This window comes from Coleofasciculus sp. G3-WIS-01 (assembly GCF_040223135.1).
In the GTDB taxonomy this organism is placed as follows: Bacteria; Cyanobacteriota; Cyanobacteriia; order Cyanobacteriales; family Coleofasciculaceae; genus Coleofasciculus.
On sequence record NZ_JAVJZI010000288.1, the window covers coordinates 1 to 21401 of the forward strand.

General features: G+C 46.0%; 18 protein-coding genes. 11 read left to right on the forward strand and 7 right to left on the reverse strand.

Features of this window, described 5'->3' with window-relative positions; translation table 11 throughout:
• Window positions 1-129: 129 nt before the first annotated feature.
• Entirely contained in the window at window positions 130-2484 is a 2355-nt protein-coding gene (locus RIM23_RS31035) for a hypothetical protein (RefSeq protein ID WP_446372398.1), read from the reverse strand.
• Window positions 2485-2990: 506 nt separating this feature from the next.
• On the opposite strand from RIM23_RS31035, the gene RIM23_RS31040 reads away from it, so the two are divergent.
• The 5 genes from RIM23_RS31040 (at window position 2991) to cobT (ending at window position 8087) form a co-directional block, all read left to right on the forward strand.
• Window positions 2991-3698 (forward strand): Crp/Fnr family transcriptional regulator, encoded by a 708-nt coding sequence (locus RIM23_RS31040; RefSeq protein ID WP_446334768.1) that lies wholly within the window; start codon window positions 2991-2993, stop codon window positions 3696-3698.
• 520 nt (window positions 3699-4218) lie between these two features.
• On the forward strand, window positions 4219-5058 hold the full coding sequence (locus RIM23_RS31045; RefSeq protein ID WP_446372400.1) for a DUF2232 domain-containing protein: 840 nt from the start codon (window positions 4219-4221) through the stop codon (window positions 5056-5058).
• Between the two features lie 177 nt (window positions 5059-5235).
• The gene (locus RIM23_RS31050; RefSeq protein WP_446372401.1) at window positions 5236-5733 is read left to right on the forward strand and encodes a DUF4278 domain-containing protein; all 498 of its coding nucleotides are present in this window, start codon (window positions 5236-5238) and stop codon (window positions 5731-5733) included.
• A 202-nt stretch (window positions 5734-5935) separates the two neighbouring features.
• Window positions 5936-6898 carry a cysteine synthase A gene (gene cysK / locus RIM23_RS31055; RefSeq protein ID WP_446372403.1) on the forward strand — a complete coding sequence of 321 codons (963 nt, stop codon included), beginning with the start codon at window positions 5936-5938 and terminating at the stop codon, window positions 6896-6898.
• An 88-nt stretch (window positions 6899-6986) separates the two neighbouring features.
• Window positions 6987-8087, forward strand: coding sequence for a nicotinate mononucleotide-dependent phosphoribosyltransferase CobT (cobT, locus tag RIM23_RS31060; RefSeq protein ID WP_446372405.1), 1101 nt, complete (start codon window positions 6987-6989; stop codon window positions 8085-8087).
• 1 nt (window position 8088) lies between these two features.
• Here the strand turns inward: cobT and RIM23_RS31065 are convergent, their stop codons facing one another.
• Window positions 8089-8508: a hypothetical protein gene (locus tag RIM23_RS31065; protein ID WP_446372407.1), complete on the reverse strand. Its 420-nt coding sequence runs from the start codon at window positions 8506-8508 to the stop codon at window positions 8089-8091.
• A 420-nt stretch (window positions 8509-8928) separates the two neighbouring features.
• Here RIM23_RS31065 and RIM23_RS31070 point away from each other — a divergent pair, with 420 nt between their 5' ends.
• A complete protein-coding gene (locus tag RIM23_RS31070) occupies window positions 8929-10122 on the forward strand; it encodes an extracellular solute-binding protein (protein WP_446372439.1) in 1194 nt (397 codons plus the stop codon).
• A 125-nt stretch (window positions 10123-10247) separates the two neighbouring features.
• Here RIM23_RS31070 and RIM23_RS31075 read toward each other — a convergent pair whose 3' ends face one another.
• A complete protein-coding gene (locus tag RIM23_RS31075) occupies window positions 10248-11033 on the reverse strand; it encodes a hypothetical protein (RefSeq protein ID WP_446372409.1) in 786 nt (261 codons plus the stop codon).
• Between the two features lie 420 nt (window positions 11034-11453).
• Between RIM23_RS31075 and zds the strand changes: the two genes are divergently transcribed.
• The 3 genes from zds (at window position 11454) to RIM23_RS31090 (ending at window position 14936) form a co-directional block, all read left to right on the forward strand.
• Window positions 11454-12923: a 9,9'-di-cis-zeta-carotene desaturase gene (gene zds / locus RIM23_RS31080; RefSeq protein ID WP_446334776.1), complete on the forward strand. Its 1470-nt coding sequence runs from the start codon at window positions 11454-11456 to the stop codon at window positions 12921-12923.
• Window positions 12924-13057: 134 nt separating this feature from the next.
• A complete protein-coding gene (locus tag RIM23_RS31085; RefSeq protein ID WP_446372411.1) occupies window positions 13058-14275 on the forward strand; it encodes an RNA-guided endonuclease InsQ/TnpB family protein in 1218 nt (405 codons plus the stop codon).
• Between the two features lie 211 nt (window positions 14276-14486).
• On the forward strand, window positions 14487-14936 hold the full coding sequence (locus RIM23_RS31090; RefSeq protein ID WP_446372413.1) for an SRPBCC family protein: 450 nt from the start codon (window positions 14487-14489) through the stop codon (window positions 14934-14936).
• A gap of 365 nt (window positions 14937-15301) precedes the next feature.
• Here RIM23_RS31090 and lipA read toward each other — a convergent pair whose 3' ends face one another.
• The gene (gene lipA / locus RIM23_RS31095) at window positions 15302-16234 is read right to left on the reverse strand and encodes a lipoyl synthase (protein WP_446372415.1); all 933 of its coding nucleotides are present in this window, start codon (window positions 16232-16234) and stop codon (window positions 15302-15304) included.
• Window positions 16235-16873: 639 nt separating this feature from the next.
• On the opposite strand from lipA, the gene RIM23_RS31100 reads away from it, so the two are divergent.
• Both RIM23_RS31100 and RIM23_RS31105 read left to right on the forward strand, forming a co-directional pair.
• On the forward strand, window positions 16874-17428 hold the full coding sequence (locus tag RIM23_RS31100) for a response regulator (protein WP_446372417.1): 555 nt from the start codon (window positions 16874-16876) through the stop codon (window positions 17426-17428).
• 36 nt (window positions 17429-17464) lie between these two features.
• The gene (locus RIM23_RS31105) at window positions 17465-18238 is read left to right on the forward strand and encodes a tryptophan-rich sensory protein (RefSeq protein WP_446372419.1); all 774 of its coding nucleotides are present in this window, start codon (window positions 17465-17467) and stop codon (window positions 18236-18238) included.
• A gap of 30 nt (window positions 18239-18268) precedes the next feature.
• Here RIM23_RS31105 and RIM23_RS31110 read toward each other — a convergent pair whose 3' ends face one another.
• From RIM23_RS31110 to RIM23_RS31120, 3 genes are all read right to left on the reverse strand, one after another.
• The gene (locus RIM23_RS31110) at window positions 18269-19156 is read right to left on the reverse strand and encodes a hypothetical protein (protein WP_446355557.1); all 888 of its coding nucleotides are present in this window, start codon (window positions 19154-19156) and stop codon (window positions 18269-18271) included.
• A 174-nt stretch (window positions 19157-19330) separates the two neighbouring features.
• The gene (locus tag RIM23_RS31115; RefSeq protein ID WP_446372421.1) at window positions 19331-19840 is read right to left on the reverse strand and encodes a hypothetical protein; all 510 of its coding nucleotides are present in this window, start codon (window positions 19838-19840) and stop codon (window positions 19331-19333) included.
• Window positions 19841-20514: 674 nt separating this feature from the next.
• A complete protein-coding gene (locus RIM23_RS31120; protein WP_446372423.1) occupies window positions 20515-21123 on the reverse strand; it encodes a class I SAM-dependent methyltransferase in 609 nt (202 codons plus the stop codon).
• Window positions 21124-21401: the final 278 nt, after the last annotated feature.

Sequence of the window (21401 nt, forward strand, 5' to 3'; positions counted from 1 at the left end):
AGCATTCCTTAATCTCAACCGACAGAGAAGAGCGAACTAGCGAATTCCTAGGTGTCTTGACCGCTCTAACGTAGGTCTAATCCTGCCCCTGGTGGGTGAATCAATCTGTTTACACAGATTTAAGTAGGTTTAATTCACCCCATCCTCTAAAGACGTTTCTTGCGGTTGACTCATGGAATTTTGATCAGGAGTTACTGAATCTTCCAAGACGTATTCTTCTACCACATCTTCTCCTTCTATGTCAATAGATTCCTCAGACAAATCATCAGCAACGTCCTCCGACGCTGGAGATTGTGGTGGATTCGTGTCCTCAGAGTCACTCACCAAAGGATCGGGTGTGCGGGAGTCTAGGTCAGTGGGGCTTGTCTGTTGCCAATCTGGGAAGATAACATCCTCTTGGGATAGGTCGTGGAGGGCAAACTCTTCCCAATCTTCTGCTAACAACTCCTCTGACATAGGCAAAGACTGGATTGAGTCTAAATCGAAGCTTGGGGGTGGGACGATGCGATCGCGCGATGGGGATGGCTGAGGGACAATATTTAGATGGTCTACCGATTCAAAGCTGTGCAGGTCTTCACTAAGCTGCTGGAGGGTACTTTGGTCTAGACGAATCTCTTGACCAGAAAACTGCTGAAATTCCTCCCTTATCAGTAAATCTTCGTCTGGTGAGGCGGGAATATAGTAGTCATCAACTGAAGTAACTGGGGAATTAGTTTCCCCTGGGTTTTCCAGAAACCATTCTTCCTCACGAGTCGCCGCCATGGATGGGAGTTCGGTAACGGGGGAGGAATCACTTAACCCCATTTCATCGAGTAAATCGGTTAGGGCGGTAATCGTTTTAACGTCTTGAGACTCGCTGAGTGCTTCCTGGTGAGGATGAGTTCCTGTTTCGGGTACTGCAACTAACTCTGAGTCAATCGGGGCGTCCGTTTTTGGGGTTTCAAATAGTAAGCTTTCCCAAGATAGCAGATCATGATTGACGCCTTCCACCGAGGGTTCTGGTGAACTCGTTTCCTCGGCGGGATCAATAACTCCGTCAAATAGATAATCAACAACCTCAACCGATACATTCTCGCCTACAGCCTGATCGGTTGAGTGATCCTCTTGCCAATCCGTTGTGGTTATTGATGCAACTGAGGGATTAGCATCGGTCACCTCGACGGTATTTGCGGAAGCTCTTATATTGGTGTCTTGAGCAAAGTCTGTGCCAAATAGGGTATTATACAACTCATCAATTTCATGGTGGCGGTTCTCTGCTTCATTTTGAGCGGCAATGTCTGGTTGTACTGGTTTAGTGGCGTCCGCCTGAGTGATTGGGACGGATAGGAATGATGGTGTTGTGGACTCCTGTTCACTATCGATGTCTAATAAGAAATCTAGATCGGGAAATTCTGAATAATTTAGGGTTGAGTTTACTGGGATTGGGGTATCCATATCCCAGCCAATCAATGCGTCTAGGGAATTTTCGGCTAAATTTTCTGTCTCCAGTTCTGGGGTGGATTGCTGATCGGGAATATTAGACGAAAGCTGAACCGGCATTTGTGGGGACGGGGTTGAGGCGTTGGCAGATAGGGTCACGTTGAATTCAGGCTGAGAAACCGGATCAACTCCGACAAAGATACTGCTGGGTTTTGGTGGTGATGATGTTGAACTGGGTCTTGACTCAGATAATTCCGCCGCCTCTGACCAGGGTAGAGAAGATTGCACCAAGGTTGAGGTTTCTCGTCCCAATAACTGAGCGAGGCGATTGACAAGGGCTGTAAATAACAGCTCTCCTTGGTTGCTCAAGCGGTGCATTTTGTCAATCCCTTGAGACAAAGACTGCTGATACCCCTGTAAATCACGATTGAGTGCCTCAAAGAGAGTCCGTTGGTTGGCGTCTATATTGATCAACATGCGATCGCTCTCTTTTTGGAGTTGTCGCAGTTGCTGCAAACGTTCTTGTGGCGACATCATCGCCGATGCTTGCTGTCCTAGTGATCCCGATGTTGATGAAGCGTTGAGCAGTTGGGCTTCTAAATTTAGTAATATTTGAGCCAACTGTTGCGTCAGGCGTTCAGTTGACTGGTTAATTAAATCCTGAGCAAATGCTGGGAGTGCTTGCTCTTGTCCCCCCCCCATCGGTGTCAGAGTATTGAGCAATTGCTGTTTTTGGAGTTCAAGTTGCTGAATTTCTTGGGTCAAAGACTCTCGCTGTTGACGCAAGTCAGACAATTCAGAGAGCAAGGGTGCACTCACCTGTTGGCGTATACTCTCCATTTCTTGAGCCACCGCTTGCATAATCGGTCTAACGGCTGATTGCTGGGTTGGCGTCATTGCCAATTCTTCTTGCTGCATCGACAGCAAATAACTACGCACTCGTTCCAAAACTTGGCGATCGCGGGCTAAGTCGTTGGATTTAGACCAAGGGAAACGGGAGTCCAACTTGGCAAGGAGGCTATCAATATCAGCAATCAGCGATTGAATTGTCTTCTGTTTAGTCACGGTGAAACATCCCCATGCTTCTATTAACTATTATGTCTTGGTCGTGGACAATGACCCATTGAGGACAAGTCCATTCCCTTAAGGTATCAGGGGCAAAGGCATGGGATGAATCAAGATGAACCAGCAACACTTGAACTATGGTGGTCGAAAAATTTGGCGTGAGTGTCATTATCATAAACGTATTCTGGCTCACAGATGTCCCCTCAAGTCCTCATCAGTGGCATCTAAATTGTTAAATCTCCCTCAATATGAAGCATAATAGCTGTGTACCAATCTGCGGCTGATTAACTTTGAAGGCACTTCGAGGGAGTATAGCGCCGTCATCGATCAGGACATGAGTCCCTTGTATCTGCCATTATGGCTGGTCTAGATGGGGTGATGAGGGGCGCTGACACCACAACGACTCAATCCTGTGTCTGTTGTGGAACAGGAAAAAACCTGCTCAAGTTTTTGAGGATAACAAATCGCCGTACTTGTCCACGGCGTATACAATGTGGTTTGGCTTCATGGATGATCGATACAGCTCACACGCAATGAACTCTAATGTTAATGAGTTAATTCGCACGGCTCCTTTATTTGCTGGCTTACCAGAAGCCAGTGTGAATCAAGCTACGGCTCATGTTGTTACTCGCAGCCACCCAAAGGATCGAGTGATTTTGCTGGAAAATGATTGGGGTGGCTCGGTTTACTTCATTTTGGAGGGCTGGGCAAAGATTCGGACTTATAACCTGGAGGGTAAAGAAGTGACCCTGAATATTTTAGGCAAGGGGGAAATTTTTGGCGAAATGGCGGCACTGGATGAGGTACCTCGTTCTACCGATGTGATTACCTTAACTCCTACGACGATTGGCAGTATACCCGCCCAAGATTTTGTCCAGCTTATTCATGATGAACCTCTAGCAGGTGTTCGTTTGTCTCAGCTTATGGCAAAGCGCTTGCGCCAAGTTAACCGTCGTCTACGCCTGAGGGAGTCTGATAGTACGTCGCGAGTGGCAGACACGCTCCTGTTTTTGGCAGAGGGTCAGGGTAAAGTCAAACAGCAAGGCACTGAGATTCCTAACTTACCCCATCGCGAGTTAAGCAGCTTGAGTGGATTAGCACGGGAAACGGTGACGCGGGTGTTGACTAAGCTGGAAAAAAAAGGGTTGATTAAGCGAGAACACGATATTATGTTTATCCCTGATCTGCCGGCACTAGAACGCATTATTGCTTAGAAGCGTCTTATGTCCTTTGTTCTGGGTAAGAGTTTGAGGCAGGTTTATCCACTTCAGGGGATCAGGCGATCGTTTTGAGCTATAGGCGACAGCAGAGCGCTCTCCCCTTTGGGAGCGTCGGGAAGGATAGCCTGACAAGGCGAGCGAAGCGGAGTTGTCAAATTTCATGGGTTGAATATATACTAGAAACTTGGCAAACGTAAAATAAATAGATTTGCCGTTCTACGCCTTTGTTTCGGGCAATGCACAGAGTAGACACCCATAGCTGGAATAGGTTTTCTGGAAAAGCAAAAAACGAAAGCTTAAAAACAAGTTCTCACACTTAAGAAAAAAGGATTAAAAAGTGGGTCTGGGCATCTTACTCACTTTTAAAAGCTCGAATCCTACGCTCTAGAAATAGAGATCGTTATAGATGTAGTAGGTGGGAGAAGCCAGAAGCGTATACTTGTATCGCTGTCTGGAGTATGTCACGTAAAATGGGCGTTAGAGTGGAGGTTGATTAAGCGTTTATGAAAGCTGCATGAGCGATTCTTTTGAGGATGCCCAAACGCCTCGCCCTAATCCCGATCAGAATACTGAACCCCAACCCCAGGACTCAGCCAGTGAAAATACCCATGACGAATGGGATTTGGTCGAGGAACTAGACCGAGAGACGGAAACATCAACCAATGCTAGACCTGAACGGCAAATACTTGATCAAGGCAAAAAGAAGGCGAGTAACTCCTCTGATGAACAACAGCTACAGTTCAATACCACTGTAGTCATGGTGGAAACGGCGTTCCTCGCCAGTACAGCTAGTTTGATTTGGCTGATTAATTATTATTTTCCCCTAGGTCCTGTCCTAAAGATGTTTTTCCCTGTGCCAATTGCCTTGGTGTATATGCGTCGGGGACATCGAGCCTCCTGGATGGCGGCTCTGGTGTCAGGGTTGTTGCTGTCGGTGCTACAAGGACCAACCCGCAGTATTCTCTTTTTGATTCCCTACGGTTTGATGGGCGTTCAGTTGGGCGCATTGTGGAAACGTCAAGCGAATTGGTTATTTTCCATTGGTATTGGGACTCTACTGGGAACTTTTGGATTCTTTTTTCGATTCTGGCTGCTCTCGATTCTGCTAAGTGAGGATCTGTGGGTTTATGTGATGACTCAAATTACGGAGTTAGTGGAATGGGGATTTATCAAGCTGGGGTTACTGGCTCAGCCCAGTTTAACCTTGATTCAGGTGGTGGCAATTTTGGCAATTGTGGTCAACAATGCCGTTTATTTATTTGTTGTTCATCTGGTGGCATTACTCATCTTTGATCGCCTGAAAAATCCCATTCCTCGCCCGCCTCAGTGGGTACAAGTTTTGCTGGATTATTAAGTTGTGTAAATAGTCTTCAAACCCTTACATAAGACGTAGCTGGCTTCTTTGCGGGAGCGAGTATGACGAATGAGGAATAAGGTATCTGTCAATATTGCTACAGCAAGCCCTGCTCCCCTGTTGATACTTTGGTAATTCGCTAAGATAACAGATTAAGTAGGTTACAGGTCAATTGATATGTCTTTATTATTTATCCTTCCCCTGGGGATTTTTCTCGTCGCCGCCTATCTTTTTAAACATTTGGCTAATGAAGTGGCTTATCTTGCCGCCGCCGTTGCCTTAGTTAGCTTACTTGTAACGTTATGTTTAGCACCCTGGCAAATTCAATTATTGCTGCTAGTCGTGGTAATTCTCAGCAATCATAGACGCAGTTCTTCATCGTCTGCGCCCGTCACAGAGTCATCATTGCCGGATGAGAAAAACGTCAAGTTAGTTTATCGAGGCGTTAACTATGACCTAACCCCTGCCCAGGTTGAGGTAACGGAAGATGAGGTGATCGGAAAATATCGGGGTCAGGCTTTGAGAGTTCACCATTTGGTGAAACCTCCAGCTACGTCAACAATCTCCACCTTAAAGTATCGAGGTGTTAGCGTTAGCGAGCACAAATCATTGATACCCGTGGTTAAAGAACAGGAATTAACTCAGAACAGTAATTGGAGTAACGGGTTAGGATAGATTAACCCAGACCTGATACCAAGTTGCTCTCAAAGAGTTAAACTCTGTCATGCTCAGCGAAGGAACAGTAGCGAAGCATCTGGCGAGATTGTGAGGAAAAGTTCCGACGTTCGTTCCTCGCTAACGCTTTCGCTACCGCAACGCTGTCATAAGACAGGTTAGAGCGCAACTTGGTATGATGACTCTTTGATAAGGAGAAACTATGCGAATTGCTCATGACATCACAGAAGTGATCGGTCGCACTCCCCTAATTCAGCTCAACCGAATTCCTCAAGCAGAGGGATGTGTGGGGACAATTGTGGTGAAACTGGAGGGAATGAACCCAGCCGCTTCTGTAAAAGACCGCATCGGGATGAGTATGATTCGGGCGGCGGAAGCAGCAGGTCAGATTCAGCCAGGAAAAACAGTTTTAGTGGAACCGACATCGGGGAATACTGGTATCGCCCTAGCCATGGTAGCCGCCGCTAAAGGGTATCAGCTAATCTTGACAATGCCCGATACGATGAGCCTAGAACGGCGATCGATGTTAAAAGCTTATGGTGCAAAACTAGAGCTAACGCCGGGAACCGAGGGGATGAAAGGAGCAATTCGCAGAGCCAACGAAATTACCGAAAGTACTCCTGAAGCCTTTATGCTGCAACAGTTCCAAAACCCAGCCAATCCCCAAATCCATCGAGAGACAACGGCTGAAGAAATTTGGGCAGATACAGAGGGTCAGGTCGATATCCTGATCGCTGGGGTTGGCACTGGTGGTACAATTACCGGCATTGCCGAAGTTCTCAAGCAACGTAAACCCGATTTTGTCGCGATCGCAGTCGAACCCATCAGTAGTCCAGTTCTCTCTGGCGGACAAGCTGGACCCCATAAGATTCAAGGGATTGGTGCTGGCTTCGTCCCTCAAGTCTTGCGTACAGAACTGATTGATGAAGTGCTTCAAGTTAGTGATGAAGATGCCATCGCTTTTGGTCGCCGTTTGGCACGAGAAGAAGGGTTGTTATCTGGAATCTCCTCCGGCGCTGCGTTATGTGCCGCGATTCAGGTGGCGAAACGTCCGGAGAATGCGGGTAAGTTAATTGTTATGATACAACCCAGTTTTGGTGAACGCTATCTGAGTACGCCTTTGTTTCGAGAACTCGATCAAACCGAAACACCTGTCCTAGTTTAATTGTCATTGGTCATTGATCATTGATCCGAACCGCGTCACCCTTTGGGTACAGCGCTGGGCTTCTCGTCGATTCAGCTAAAGGACAGGCGTGATCCGAATCTATACCCAATTCATCCAAGGAAATCAATGGTTGCAGCAGTATCGGGGACAACCTCCCCTACTTGCTTGTATTTTAGGATTTACAGAAACAGGGTTGATCCCCGGCATTTCTGCGGCTGGGGCAACCCCAGAGGATCGTAAGTATACAGCAGTAGCGGATGCTGAATTCTTAGTTAATGGTTTTACCCCCAATCCTCAATATCCTCTACCTCCCTTGGATGCTGGCGCATCCCCTGTGCTGATTTCTCGCGCTGTTGTCGAGGCTTGTCACCTTCCCGTTTATCTATTCAATGCGGGTTTACCCCAACCCCCAGCCGTCCCAGCTATAGATTTAGAGGGTTTACCCGCTAACTGTTTGACCACGGGAAAAGCCTTGCCCATCAGCACCGTAAAACATCTATTTGAGCAAGGCTTAATCTGGGGTCAAAAACTAGCAACCGTTGCCGTAGACGGATATGTAATGATTGCTGAATGCGTGGTTGGCGGAACCACAACGGCTTTGAGTGTCCTAACAGGGTTAGGTATTGCCGCTATGGGTAAAGTCAATAGCAGCCATCCTCGCTGTAATCATCGCCAAAAAGCAGAAATCGTTCGCATCGGGCTGCAACAGGCTGACTGGGAAAGAAAACTGACAGAATTCATTGATCCCTTCGAGTTAGTCGCCGCCGTAGGCGATCCGATGCAAATTACATCCGCCGGAATGGTACTTGGTGCAAGTCAGACTGTTGGTGTTTTGTTGGCTGGAGGGACGCAAATGTTGGCGGTTTATGCACTAGCACGGGCGTTGGCGCAGCAAACTCAAGCTAATTGGCAACCTAAGCAGGTGGTTGTCGGTACAACTCGCTGGGTAGCAGATGATCCCACGGGTGATACCGTAGGATTAGCACGAGCTATCGGTGATGTTCCCCTTTTGGCAACCGACTTAAGTTTTGCCCAGTCAAGTTATCCGCAGCTACGGGCTTACGAACAAGGATATGTCAAGGAAGGCGTCGGTGCTGGAGGATGTGCGATCGCCTCCCATCTTTACCAAGGATGGAACGCTACTCAATTACTACAAGCCATTGAAACACTGCTAGCTCAATACCACTAGGTCAAGAGTGAATTCTGCGAGCGAGAAGCTGTTCTTCTAAAGCCGCAATGCGATTGTAGGCGGCGGTCAATTGGGCAGTGAGGCGTTGCACTTGTACATCGGCGGATAGGGGATTCTCTGGATGATGATTTCCGTTGTGATTCCTATGAAATTGAGATACTTCACCAGTATCCTCAATCAGGATATCTTTATGTTCCATTACTGAGTCAAGCAGTTTTGGATTCGCGTAGACGGGGATGTCATTAACCTTTTCGGTTGATGCTTGTCGCTCAGAGTCTACGGTTAACATCGGCTTGACTGTAGGCAGACACTGGGAAAGTTTTTGGTCGAGCTGCTCGATAATTTGATATATGGCATCAACTTTATGATTTAGGGCGGTGATTTGTTGGTGAATTGTATCCATCTGCTTACCAATTTCCATAGCGAGTTCTACTACATGCTAGTCAATTTATACTCGAAAGTTCTCTTCGTGCTGATTCATTTAACTATTTGAGACAATTCTTACCCCGATGTCCTGCTGATTTTTTGGGAGGGGACAACTTACAGTCATTCAGTCAACCCCAAAATGATTTATTTTAGGCGTTTATCGCCTTTTTCGCCAGATTTTTGCTTTGTCTTGCTTTAATGTCGCCAATCTAACTGTTTAATGTTTTATTAACAATTGCGCCTTCAACTAAGACCGAACTCTGGATAATTTCCCCGATTCCCTCAACGAGTCACGGGTCACTGGTCACTTGTATAGCAGATGAGTTATTTGACCGTCCGTCTCAAAGAACACAAAAATTATGTTAGTTTGTTGAAAGAACACGCATCCATTCCATCAATTTACTGGATTTTCGGGATGAAACGACGCTCCTTTCTAATGGGCGCTAGCGCCCTAGCACTGGGGCAATTGGCGTCTGGGTGTGGCAATAGACAGCCAACGGCTTTGAATGTAGAACTGTTGCAAAATTCAATTCCCGTTCAGCTATTGGCTGAATTTCGCCAAACCCTAAACTCACCCGTGAGGCTCAAGTTTGACCCACAAGCCCAGCTTAAGGATACATACGATCACCTTCTGGTGTGGAAACGACAAGCACAGAACCCAGAATCCCCGCAGCGGTTTCCTATTCCTCTGATTAGTCGCCAGCCACCCGCGATCGCAAATTTGGTCACATTAGGAAGTTATTGGCTAGAATCCGCCATTGAGCAGCAACTGATTCAACCCCTAGAACTGTTACAATTACCGGGATGGCAACAGTTACCCCCCCGTTGGCAAGCAATTGTCAGACGCAATCGCCAAGGAGAACTTGATGAATCGGGATTAATTTGGGGCGCACCCTATCGCTGGGGGACAGTGGTTATTGCCTATCGCCGCGATAAGTTTGAGGAATTAGGGTGGATTCCGACGGATTGGAGTGACTTGTGGCGAAAAGAATTACGCGATCGCATCTCCTTACTCGATAGTCCGCGAGAGGTGATTGGGTTGACCTTGAAAAAATTAGGATTCTCCTATAATACCGCCAACTTGAGTCAAGTCCCCAATCTGAAAGCCGAACTCTTAGAGCTACATAAACAGGTTAAACTTTACAGTTCAGATCACTATCTAGAACCCCTGATTTTAGGCGATACTTGGCTAGCCGTGGGTTGGTCTACCGATATATTATCCCTGCGCGGACGCGATCGCCAAATTCAATCCGTCGTTCCTCGTTCAGGAACATCCCTTTGGGCAGATGTGTGGGTACAACCTGCTGTGCAAAAGACGGCTGCTGAATCACCAGACTCAGAAACGTTCCAATCATTAACTCAGCAATGGATTAATTTTTGCTGGCAAAAACAATCTGCGATTGACATTTCTTTATTAACTCATGGGGCTTCACCGATACTGGTTAGCCTGAATCCGGCTACGTTACCAAACCCACTGCGAAACAGTTCGATACTTTTACCAGAACCCTCTATCCTCAACGCCAGTGAATTTCTGCATCCTTTACCCCAAGAAGCGATTGAGCAGTACCAAGAACTATGGCGAGAAATTCGCACAATCCGATTTGTCTAAGGAGTCGGACAAGATTTAGTTCGTAGTAAAGGCTTTAGCCTGGGATTTTGTTGGGTTTCCTAACGTCAATCTAACCTACAAAAATGTTTGGTGTTTGCTTTAATATGCTGCCCAGGAATAAGGGATTAATATTCAAGTTTCTGGTAATGACGCTTGAGCAAGCGTTGAGCTGCATCCAAGGAAATATTTACGGGTTCCAAGGCTTTTGTGTCGAATCGGCTTGTACTGATCGTCATCAATTGCCAACCGCCTCGATCCTGCTGAAGAAGGGCATCTCCACAAAGATCTTCCATTGCCCACGTTACAATCGCATAAGGTTCATCAATGGTGATTTCTAGAAACCGAACATTGTCGTGCCATTGATCCCAATCATCCAGCAGCTTTTTTTGTACCTTATCTTTGCTGTCGTTAATAACGATTTGTTGATGCTCGGTGAGAATCGGGGCTTTAACTAACAAAACAGTTAGCAAATTTAAATGAATATTTAAATGATAGATCATCGCCCCCAAACGTCGAATCGCATAACCTAACTGTTCATCGACATTCTTTAGGGTACTACAATCCTTGCTTTGTTGCAATTTATTGCGGTGTTCTAGGGAATGATTATAATCTTCAACTAAATCGAATATACTCGTTGTTTGGCTGTCAAGCATGTAGAGAACATACTCATCTACCAATAAATGTTGAGGTGGAATTTTATAAATAATCTTTTTTAGTTCTTCGACATGGATTGGCTCAATCCAGCTCTTTTCAAAGGATTGAACGCTGGGATAATTTAGTAAATTAAGTTCATTCCGAATGACTTGATCCGCTTTGCGAAGTTTCAAAAAAATAGTATCGACTTCAACCGCTAGGGAAGATAGTAATACCTTCTCTTCCTCTCTTTTACGTTCTTTGTTGTTCAAACACATTTGAGTTGCATTAAAAATGATTAAGCAAAAACAGTGACATGAAAACTGCTATTGCCTGTCGGCTCAGTTAGAGTTAGGCTCACGTCTAGGAGGCTGAGCCTGTAGAAAGACTTTGTTGGGTGTTCTATCTGTAATTAGCAACCCTGATGTTCAGATTGAGTAACCTTTCCTGCTTTCTCTTTGGCAAGATATTTGCCTTACCCAATTCTTGTAGACTGGTAAGTCTGTAATACTTACTGTATAACATGTAAGACACTTTGTACATTCTAATTCCTATTGGCTGACATCAGCAACTCTGTTTAGCCAACTTTATCAAGATTTCATCCCACCAAACAAAACTGCGATCGCAAGCCCATAAGCTGCATTTGGATACCAAATTCTATTACAATCTGTAAAGAAAACTGAAAAGGAAGAGCTACGATGCGCGTTGCGATCGTTGGGGCAGGACTTGCCGGAATGGCGACGGCTGTAGAATTAGTCGATGCCGGACACCATGTAGAAATCTTTGAATCCCGTCCATTCGTGGGCGGCAAAGTTGGCAGTTGGGTAGACGCCGAGGGCAATCACATCGAGATGGGGTTGCACGTCTTTTTTGGCTGCTACTACAACTTGTTTGACTTAATGAACCAGGTAGGGGCGTTGGAGAACCTACGTCTCAAAGAACATACCCATACCTTTATTAATCGTGGTGGACGCACGGGAGCGCTAGACTTTCGCTTTATCACAGGAGCGCCATTTAATGGACTCAAAGCCTTTTTCACCACCTCCCAGCTATCACTTCAGGATAAGCTACAAAACGCGATCGCACTCGGAACCAGTCCCCTAGTACGCGGCTTGATCGACTTTGACGGGGCAATGCAAACGATTCGCGACTTGGATAAAATCAGCTTTGCCGACTGGTTCCGCAAGCATGGGGGATCTAACGGCAGTTTAAAGCGGATGTGGAATCCTATCGCCTACGCCCTCGGTTTTATCGATACAGAGAATATCTCTGCCCGTTGCATGTTGACAATCTTCCAGTTCTTTGCAGCCAGAACAGAAGCATCGATTCTCAGGATGCTGGAAGGTTCGCCGAATGAATACTTACATCAACCGATTATCAATTACCTCGAAGCGCGAGGAGCAAAAATTTATACCAGGCGACGGGTGAGAGAAATCCTCTACACCGAGACAGGAGACTCAGCTAATGTGACAGGTTTAGTCATCGCCCAAGGCGAAAGCGAAGAAACCATTACCGCTGATGCTTACGTTTGCGCCGCCGATGTACCTGGAGTGCAGCGTCTGTTGCCAGAATCATGGCGCAAATGGTCAGAGTTTGATAATCTATACCAGCTAGACACTGTACCTGTCGCCACCGTGCAACTGCGGTTTGATGGCTGGGTAACAGAACTCCATGATGCTCAAAAACGGAAGCAACTGGCACAAGCGGCGGGGATGGATAATCTCCTCTATACTCCCGATGCGGACTTCTCCTGCTTTGCCGACTTAGCCTTAACCAGCCCCAGTGACTATTACAAAGAAGGACAAGGGTCACTGTTACAATTAGTACTAACACCCGGTGATCCCTTTATCCGGCAAAATAATGAATCCATCGCCCAACATGTCCTCCAGCAAGTCCACGAACTCTTCCCTTCTTCGCGGGAATTGAACATGACCTGGTACAGTGTGGTTAAATTAGCTCAATCTCTTTACCGAGAAGCTCCAGGAATGGACTCCTATCGCCCTAACCAAAAAACCCCAGTGAGCAACTTCTTCTTAGCAGGGAGCTACACTCAACAAGATTACATCGATAGTATGGAAGGAGCAACCCTATCCGGGCGGCGTGCAGCTAAGGCGATTCTAGAACATGCACAAAAACCTGTAGAACCAACCCTGGTTACCACGACTTAACGTGATCACGGAAGTCCTCACCCTCAACTCTCGTAGGGTGAGGATGGACAGTGGGAAATTTCGTTCCTCAATTTCCCATCTTCCGGACAGGCTTACCCTAAATAGTATATACTGGTAAGAAGAGGTGATAAACAATGCGACATCAAGCCGTCAAGGTAAGGCTGTACCCGACAACTGAACAACAAGTGATACTAGCTCAACACTTTGGCTGTAGTCGCTGGTGGTGGAATTATGCACTCAATTTGTGCATTGAAACTTACCACTTAACGGGCAAAGGCTTGAACCGTTCTGCATTGAATGCACTCTTACCTAAACTAAAGAGACAGGAGGAAAGGTGTTGGTTATCTGAGTGTTATTCTCAGGTGTTACAGGCTACTACGCTCAACCTAGTGACTGCCTACAAAAACTTTTTCGATGGTAGAGCCAAATATCCAAGGTTCAAAGCTAAAAGGAATAAGCAGTCCATTCAGTATCCTCAATCGGTCAAAGTTGCAGGTGATTGTCTTAAGTTTCCGGGTCGCGTGGCAAAAGTTAAGGCAAGAATACACCGCCCCATTCAGGGAACAATCAAGACGGTAACGGTAAGTATGACGCCATCGGGCAAGTATTTTGCATCCGTCTTGACCGAGGTAGAAGGGAATAACCCGCCGACTAACACCGATGGCTTGGTAGTTGGGATTGATCTAGGGCTGAAGAACTTCGCTATTGTCAATGATGGGGTCAAAACCTCTAAATATGCTAATCCCAAGCACTTAGCCAAACATGAACGCAATCTAAAGCGGAAACAACGGAAATTAGACAGAAAGGAGAAAGGAAGCAACTCAAGGAATAAAGCCAGAAAACTGGTAGCTAAGGTTCACGAACGAGTTAGTAATGTCCGTCAAGACTACCTGCATAAGCTGTCCAGAAAGCTTGTTGACGAAAACCAAGTCATCGTAGTCGAAAGTCTGAATACCAAGGGCATGGTTCGTAACCACAAACTAGCTGCATCTATTTCTGATGTGGGCTGGGGGATGTTCGTCAATTTCCTATCGTACAAGCTTGAAGAAGAGGGTAAGGTACTGGTAGAAATTGACCGATGGTTCCCTAGTTCTAAACTCTGCTCAAACTGCCATTATCAGGTAGACGAGATGCCCTTAGAGGTTAGGTCATGGACTTGCCCTAGTTGTGGCACTCACCATGATAGAGACGGCAATGCTTCAGCAAATATTAGAGCAGAAGGCATCAGAATTTTATTGGTCTCAGGGACTGGGACTACTGCTGATGGAGGGGATGTGAGACCGAAGCTTGGGCGTAAATCTAAGCTGACGCAATTCCCTGTGAAATCAGAAGCTCAGGCTTCTACGAAGTAAGCCTGAGTAGTTCACAAGTTATCTGAGAACCGGGGAAGCTCGGGATGTAGGGGCGGGTTTTACAGATAACGTTCTGGAAACAACAGATAACGTGACTAAACCCGCCCTTGCAGGGGAAGCAGGGGGAGAGAAACTACTATTATGATCTACAACTAACTTGCTATGAATTATGAATTTGAATTACCTGTTCCCTGACAAATGACATAAACAAATGACAAATAAATCTGACTGGTTAGAACACAGTGTACAGGTTGAAGTCGAGGTGCCAATGGAAACTGTTTGGAGCCTCTGGTCTGATTTAGAGCAAATGCCTCGCTGGATGAAGTGGATTGACTCGGTACAAATCCTCGAAGACAATCCAGATTTATCCCGTTGGAAACTCGCCAGCAGTGGCTTTGAATTTAGCTGGCTCTCCCGCATTCTAAAATTAGTACCCCATCAGATTATTCAGTGGGAATCTGTGGATGGTTTGCCTAATCGGGGTGCAGTACGCTTTTATGATCGCCACGGAAGTAGTGTTGTTAAACTTACTGTGGCTTACGATATTCCTGGCATTTTGGGTAAGTTGATGGATGGTTTGTTCTTAGGTCAAATTGTCGAGTCTACGATTCAAGCAGATTTGGAGCGATTCCGGGAATATGCGCTTAAAATCCAAAGTTAATAATAGTGATTGTTGATTATTAATGGGTCACAGCTCATCGATTAGATTACCAATAGGCGATGCTTCCCATTGAGCCGATCGCACACCTTATCCTGGGTACAGTCATAGGTATTTATGCGCCGATCGCGCTGTATAAGATTTGTCAACGAAGCAGACTTCGATATATCTTTCGGCTAGCTTAATCAACCGACTATAACCAAAGAACCAATTATTTCCAATTTGCCCCAGGAAGTGACTGAATCCTATGGAACTGGTGTTCCTCTCGATCCAGGGCTGAATATCGGTGGGCGAACGACACAAAACAAACCGTGATGTACCAATACACTAACTAAGCCAGTTGTGAAGCGGAATCAAAATGGTGATGCTCACCATTCACCCGCGTGGTAGGAACTGCGAACCAAGGGACCAGAACGGACGTGAGTGAAACCCATGTCTTTGGCGATCGCACCGAGTCGGTCAAATTCCTCTGGTGTCCAATAGCGTTGCACTCTCAGGTGTTCCAGAGAGGGACGCATGTATTGTCCTAGGGTGAGGCGATCGCATTCAGCGCGGCGCAAATCCTCCATGGCTTCTATCACCTCAGCTTCCGTCTCTCCATGTCCCAACATCAATCCTGACTTCGTGGGAATTGTCGGGTCAAGGGTTTTGACGAGGCGCAGAACATCCAGCGATCGCTCATATTGGGCACCCCGGCGCACTTGTCCTTGCAGTCGTTTTACGGTTTCAATGTTGTGGTTATAACAAGCGGGATGCGCCTGAACCACCTTTTTCACCCGTTGGCGCTGCAACTCGGTTGGAGTTTGATTGTCTGTACCTCTCCCGCCCCAAAAATCTGCCGTTAGCACCTCAATTTGGGTATCTGGATTCAGTCGCCGGATGGCATCCATTGTGGCAACAAACCAACTTGCGCCCTGATCCGGTAAATCATCTCGCGCTACTGATGTCAGTACCACATACTGCAACCCCAATAACTGAACCGATTCGGCAATTTTCTGGGGTTCTTCCGGGTCAAGGGGCATAGGAGAATGACCCTTATCCACTTGACAAAAAGCACAAGCACGGGTACAGGTTGGACCCATTAGCAAAAAGGTCGCCGTTTTGTTAGCATAGCACTCCCCCCGATTGGGACAGCGCCCCTCTTCACAGATCGTGTGAATTTGCCGTTGTTTAACAATGCGCTGCACCGTGGAGATATCACTGGCGTTACCAATGGGGCGTCGCAACCAAGTCGGTAGGGCAGTAATTTCCTCTCGCCAAAGGTTTTTAGCAGACAGATTGGGTTGAGTAGGCAAATCCATAATCACTTTGGTGAGCTATCAGCAAGAGTTTCTACTAGGACGCTCATTTTCCCGACATTTCCCGATCAAGGATGACAATTGATTTTATCCCAATTGTTGAGCCAAAAGTATATATGATAAAAGTATCACACAATCGTGATCAGAGCAATGGCAACATTTCCATACGGCAAAGGACTACCAACCCCAGCCGATGAACTCAACTAAGTATGCCAGAATGTTGTCTGGTTGGGCTTATAGTCGTTTCTATAAGTCACTAGCTGCTATCTTGTCTAACCGCAGCAATGCGCTTGAGATGAACGCCTAAGAAATATACACGGCTGAGTTTTGTCCCATTATGTCCATTTTGTCGGGATTTTTTGTAGCAGTGTTACTCTTTACGATACAAATGGTAAAGCATTTTACTCGGACTCTGATTCGATCCGAGTTTTGCTCTCAACCAACCAAGCAGATTAATCTAGAATCATGCACAATGAGTGCTTTTGGGTTCGATCTCAAAACAGCAAAAGAGTTACAGGTGTGGGTCGGTCATCCGTTGTTTTCCCGGAAACAGACTCTGTAAGGTCTGTCTGAGTGGAATTATGGGGTCTGCTCTACCTGGGCTTAAGACGTTTTTCTTTTATCTCTCCAAAGGAGTCAGTCGTGGCAAGCCATAAAATATTAGTTATTGATGACAGTCGAGTCATCCGGATGCGCGTTAAAGAAATGTTGCCGCCCGGTAACTTTGAAGTGCTAGAAGCCAAAGATGGTATTGAAGGTCTCAATCTAATCAATCAGGAGCATCCCAATCTAATTATGTTAGATTTCCTGCTCCCTAAAATGAGCGGTTGGGATGTTTTCCAACAAATTCAAAGTGATGGTACTCTCCAGAGCATTCCTTTGGTATTAATGTCAGGTCGAAAGGAAGAAGTAACGGAAAAAATACCTGAGCCATTTGAGTATTTTGCCTTTGTCGAAAAGCCCTTTGAAAAGAAGCAACTGGTTGATGCGATTAAGGAAGCGATGGCAAAGGCTAAAAAACGCCCAGTCATGGCTGTGCCTCCCAAAGAAGAAGCTCCTGCGACTGAAGCTCCCGGTGTTTCATCAGACGAAGTTCAAGCCTTAAATGCAAAAATTGAACATTTACAGGCAGAAGTTGATGGGTTAAAGAAACAAATGGGACAGCTCGTGGCATTTATTAAACAAAAACTTAAGTGACCTCCAGCATAACCGAGATTTTAACTCGGCGGTAACATGAAACAGTTCAACTCTTTAAACCCAGATCGGCTTAGGCAAATTCTCACGTTAAGTGCTATCCTCGCTGCTTTTGGCATTAATATCTGGGCAAATATCGCACCGATTGGTGGACTGACAATCGGCGAAATCTCCAATACTATTTTTGGAGAGATTAAGATTATCCCAGCCAGCTATGCCTTTGCCATCTGGGGAATTATTTATCTGGGTTTGATTAGTTTGGGCATCTATCAGGTACTGCCCAACCAGGAGCAAAATCCTCATTTGCGCCAGATGGGCTATAGTTTAGTGCTGGCGAGTTTTGCCCAGATTGCTTGGGTGTTTCTGTTCCAGTATCGCCAGTTCGCGCTGTCGCTGGTGGCGATGCTGGGGATTTTAGTGCCACTGATTCGAGTTTATTTGCGGTTGGGTATTGGTTCTGTCAGGGTGTCTCGGAAGCAGAAATGGTATGTTCACATTCCTGTGAGTATCTATTTGGCGTGGATCAGTGTAGCCACAATTCTGAATGTAGCAATTGTACTCTACGACCTCGGCTGGAGTGGGTGGGGGATTGACCCTTCAGCGTGGACGGCAATTGCCCTCATGGTTGGGGCGGTAATCACAGCAACGGTGATTATTCAGCGATCGGATATTGCCTTTCCCCTAGTAATTGCCTGGGCTTATGGTGCGATCGCACTGCGTCATACAGATACCCCACTGATTTCCGGATTCGCCGGAGGATTCGCGATCGCGCTTTTGTTATTTACCTGGGTGAGGAATTTGAAACACACCTAAATGTTTTAGAACCCGACTTTATGGAGACTATCAAATTTCAGCCGCTGCTCGTTCGATTAAACGACGGGCGACGGTTTGAGTGCCAGTATGTTCGTAATAATTCGTTGACGTGTCTAGGAATGCGGCAAGATAGTCCAACTTATCATCCGCAATTTCCACAAATCCTTGCAGGTGATTAACCACCTTTTTGGGTGTCAACCCTCTCGCGGCGACGACGCCACCCATCCAACCTTTTACCGCATCGAAGCTTTCCCCAATAAAGTTCAGCTTTCCTTGAGAACTATTTCCTGGAATTAAACTACTGATTTGTTGGAAGGTGGAATTTTGTTCTAAGCCAGAGGGACTTAACCCAGAAAGAGTCGATTGCGCCACTTGAATGAAATCGGGACCCAGGGGAATCAAACCATCAATACAGATGAGCCCCGCCATCCGGATCATTGACTCACCGCTATAATCGGCTAAAGCATTGACAAAATCCCCAATACTGTCTCCAGGAATGCCGTTAATTTGACAAAACGCCACCAATTCTGCCACAACTTTTAAACACAGATCGATGGTTTGTGCCGTATCAGCTTTGGGCGTCAACCGATTTAAAAATCCCAGAAACGAAACTCGTTCACCAATTTTATTGGCTAAAGCAGCCGCACCGAGGGCAAAATCCGCACTATCAACGGATTGAAAAAGCCAAATTGCCCGTTGATAGCCTTGGGACTTATCGTTATAGAGCCAAAGAGCGCGTTCACTAATATCCTGAATTAATGCCGGATCATCTTCACCTGTCACCTCGCGCACGGTATTTTCAAAGCCGACTACATTTTGCCAATCACCGGGAGCAACAAAGTCTAAGGCTTTCAAGACGGAAACGGTTAGCCCACCTTGAGGTAAGTTATCAACTAATTCAATAATAGATTTACTCATGTAAAGTCTCCTATAAATCGTTTCAATGATATCTTTAGTTTGTTCCCAATGACAAAGGACAAATGAATGATAGAGAACTAACCTTTCTGTGTAATCCGTGTAACTAAGCTTTCATCCCCTACCCGCATCTGGACAATAAATCTGGGAAATCAGTGTTTTGACAAATGACCAATTTTATTTGAGTTGGGATAATCCTTGCAGGTCAAATTTTTCCAACCAAGCCTCGCGATCGCTAGGGGTAAAGGAGTCGTCACGGGATTGGACTTTGACTTGGAAGCGATCGCGAACTAGAATTGCAGTTTGTGTCTTCCCCTGTTCTACACCGGGATAGCCTGCAATTGTTTTAGTGCTATCCTGGAATTTCTTAGCCGCACTGGGGTTATTGGCTAAATCATTAATCGACAGCACCGCCACATCCTTGCCATCCTGTTTCAACTTCGCTTCGGCAAATCCAGTTTTCTCTTGGGCAAATATTCGCTGGTAATCACCGCTAGGGTTGGGGAAGAATTTATTAAATTGCCCCCCAGCCAAAGGTTCGCCTGTGGGCGCCTGAGTGGGTTGCTCAGTGTTAGTTTGAGGTGCTTCGGTTGAGGGTGGGGGAGCGGTGGATGGTGCGGCACAAGCCGTCACCAGTAAAAATAGCGAGAGTGATAAAGCGGTGAGTATTTTACCGATTCTGAACATTAGGGTTATCGTCCTCATCGTGTGTGCCAAGATTTCATTGTGACATAGCGATCGCGCAAATACGTTTGCCGTTGTTGCCAGATGGCTTCGAGTCGAGAAAAGCCTTCTTCTGTATATCGTTTAGCTGTAACAGGGGTTTGGGGAAGTTGTAAGACCCACGCTGTAATCTATGATTCAGCGTTGGGATACACAGATTCCCCAAGTTAATCTAGGTGACTCAATGTTCACCTAGATTAACATTTAACAGCACCATATCACCCAGTAAATACGTTATAATAATCGATTCAGCATAAGATCAATGGCACTGAAAAGCGTGCATTTTGGGAACACCGAAACTCTTGATCTACCGTAGGGTGGGCACTGCCCACCAGAATACGAGGAGCGTGCGATTCAGCAAAATCCGCCTTTATTACCCCCTTTTGCTACGGCGATTGAAATCGCTGCTACACAAACAAAGTCCGCCTACGCGGACTGAATTATAACTAGAGTGGCTAACCCAAATTTATTATAAAAACTTGGCATTTATTGGTAGCTTATTTGGTCGTGCTAAATCACAAATTAGCTCAACAACAAGGATTAATTCGCTCAGGTTTAAATGTCAACTCATGCTTTGAATAGCAAGAACTAAAATCATCAAGATTTATTCAATGACAAGCTGTGATATATTGCTGCCATTAGGTGGGTTGACGTGCGATAAACGCTACACGAGATTTCGGCAGAGGGTATTCACCATAACTCCGCATCGTTTGTACCTCAAAACCGACTTGACGCAGTTGTTCCGCGATATCTGTTCCTTGGTATAATCGCTGATAGTGTACTTCCTCATCCCGTCTGTAGTATTTCCCCACCTTCCTAAACGTAATAATTCGACGAGTTAATAGTTCCTGTTCACGATCCTCCAGCTTTTCCACCAGTACCACCCAATCCTCTCCTTCGGTAAATCCCTGGCTGGGTATTCCTGGTGCAACTTGTCCGGGTTCTACAATGTCGAAAATGAAAACACCCCCAGGTTCTAATGCGTTATAAATACGATAAAATAGCTGGATTAGTGAAGCGCGATCGCTCTTTGGATCAAACAGGTAATTCAGGCATTCACCAATAGAGGTGACAGCATTACAAGCGGGGATATCTACATTGAACAGTGACTCAACCTGAAACTCCGCTTCTGGTACTCGGGTTCGTGCTATGGCGATCATTGACTCAGAACTATCAACGCCGAAAACGTGGTAACCTACCTTTACCAGTTTTAGTCTTCTTTGTATCCCTTTTCCATATTCTCTCACCGCTAACTCCGCTAAATCCTCGATACTATCGGTTCACTATGACCAAGGGCGGGTTTTGTTGAAAGGTTATCGGTAGATATCCTAGCTTTACCCCTAAACCCGCCCCTACAAAACGATACCCAACCCTCTTTTGTATGACAAAGGGCGGATTTTGTTAAAAGCTTATCGGTAGATACCCATAAATAGATCCATTAAATTTTGTTACGATAAACACGGATAGAGAGTCAGCGGCGCACCCAAAACGTCGGGTAGCTCAATCTCCCTGCTGTAATCTGCTT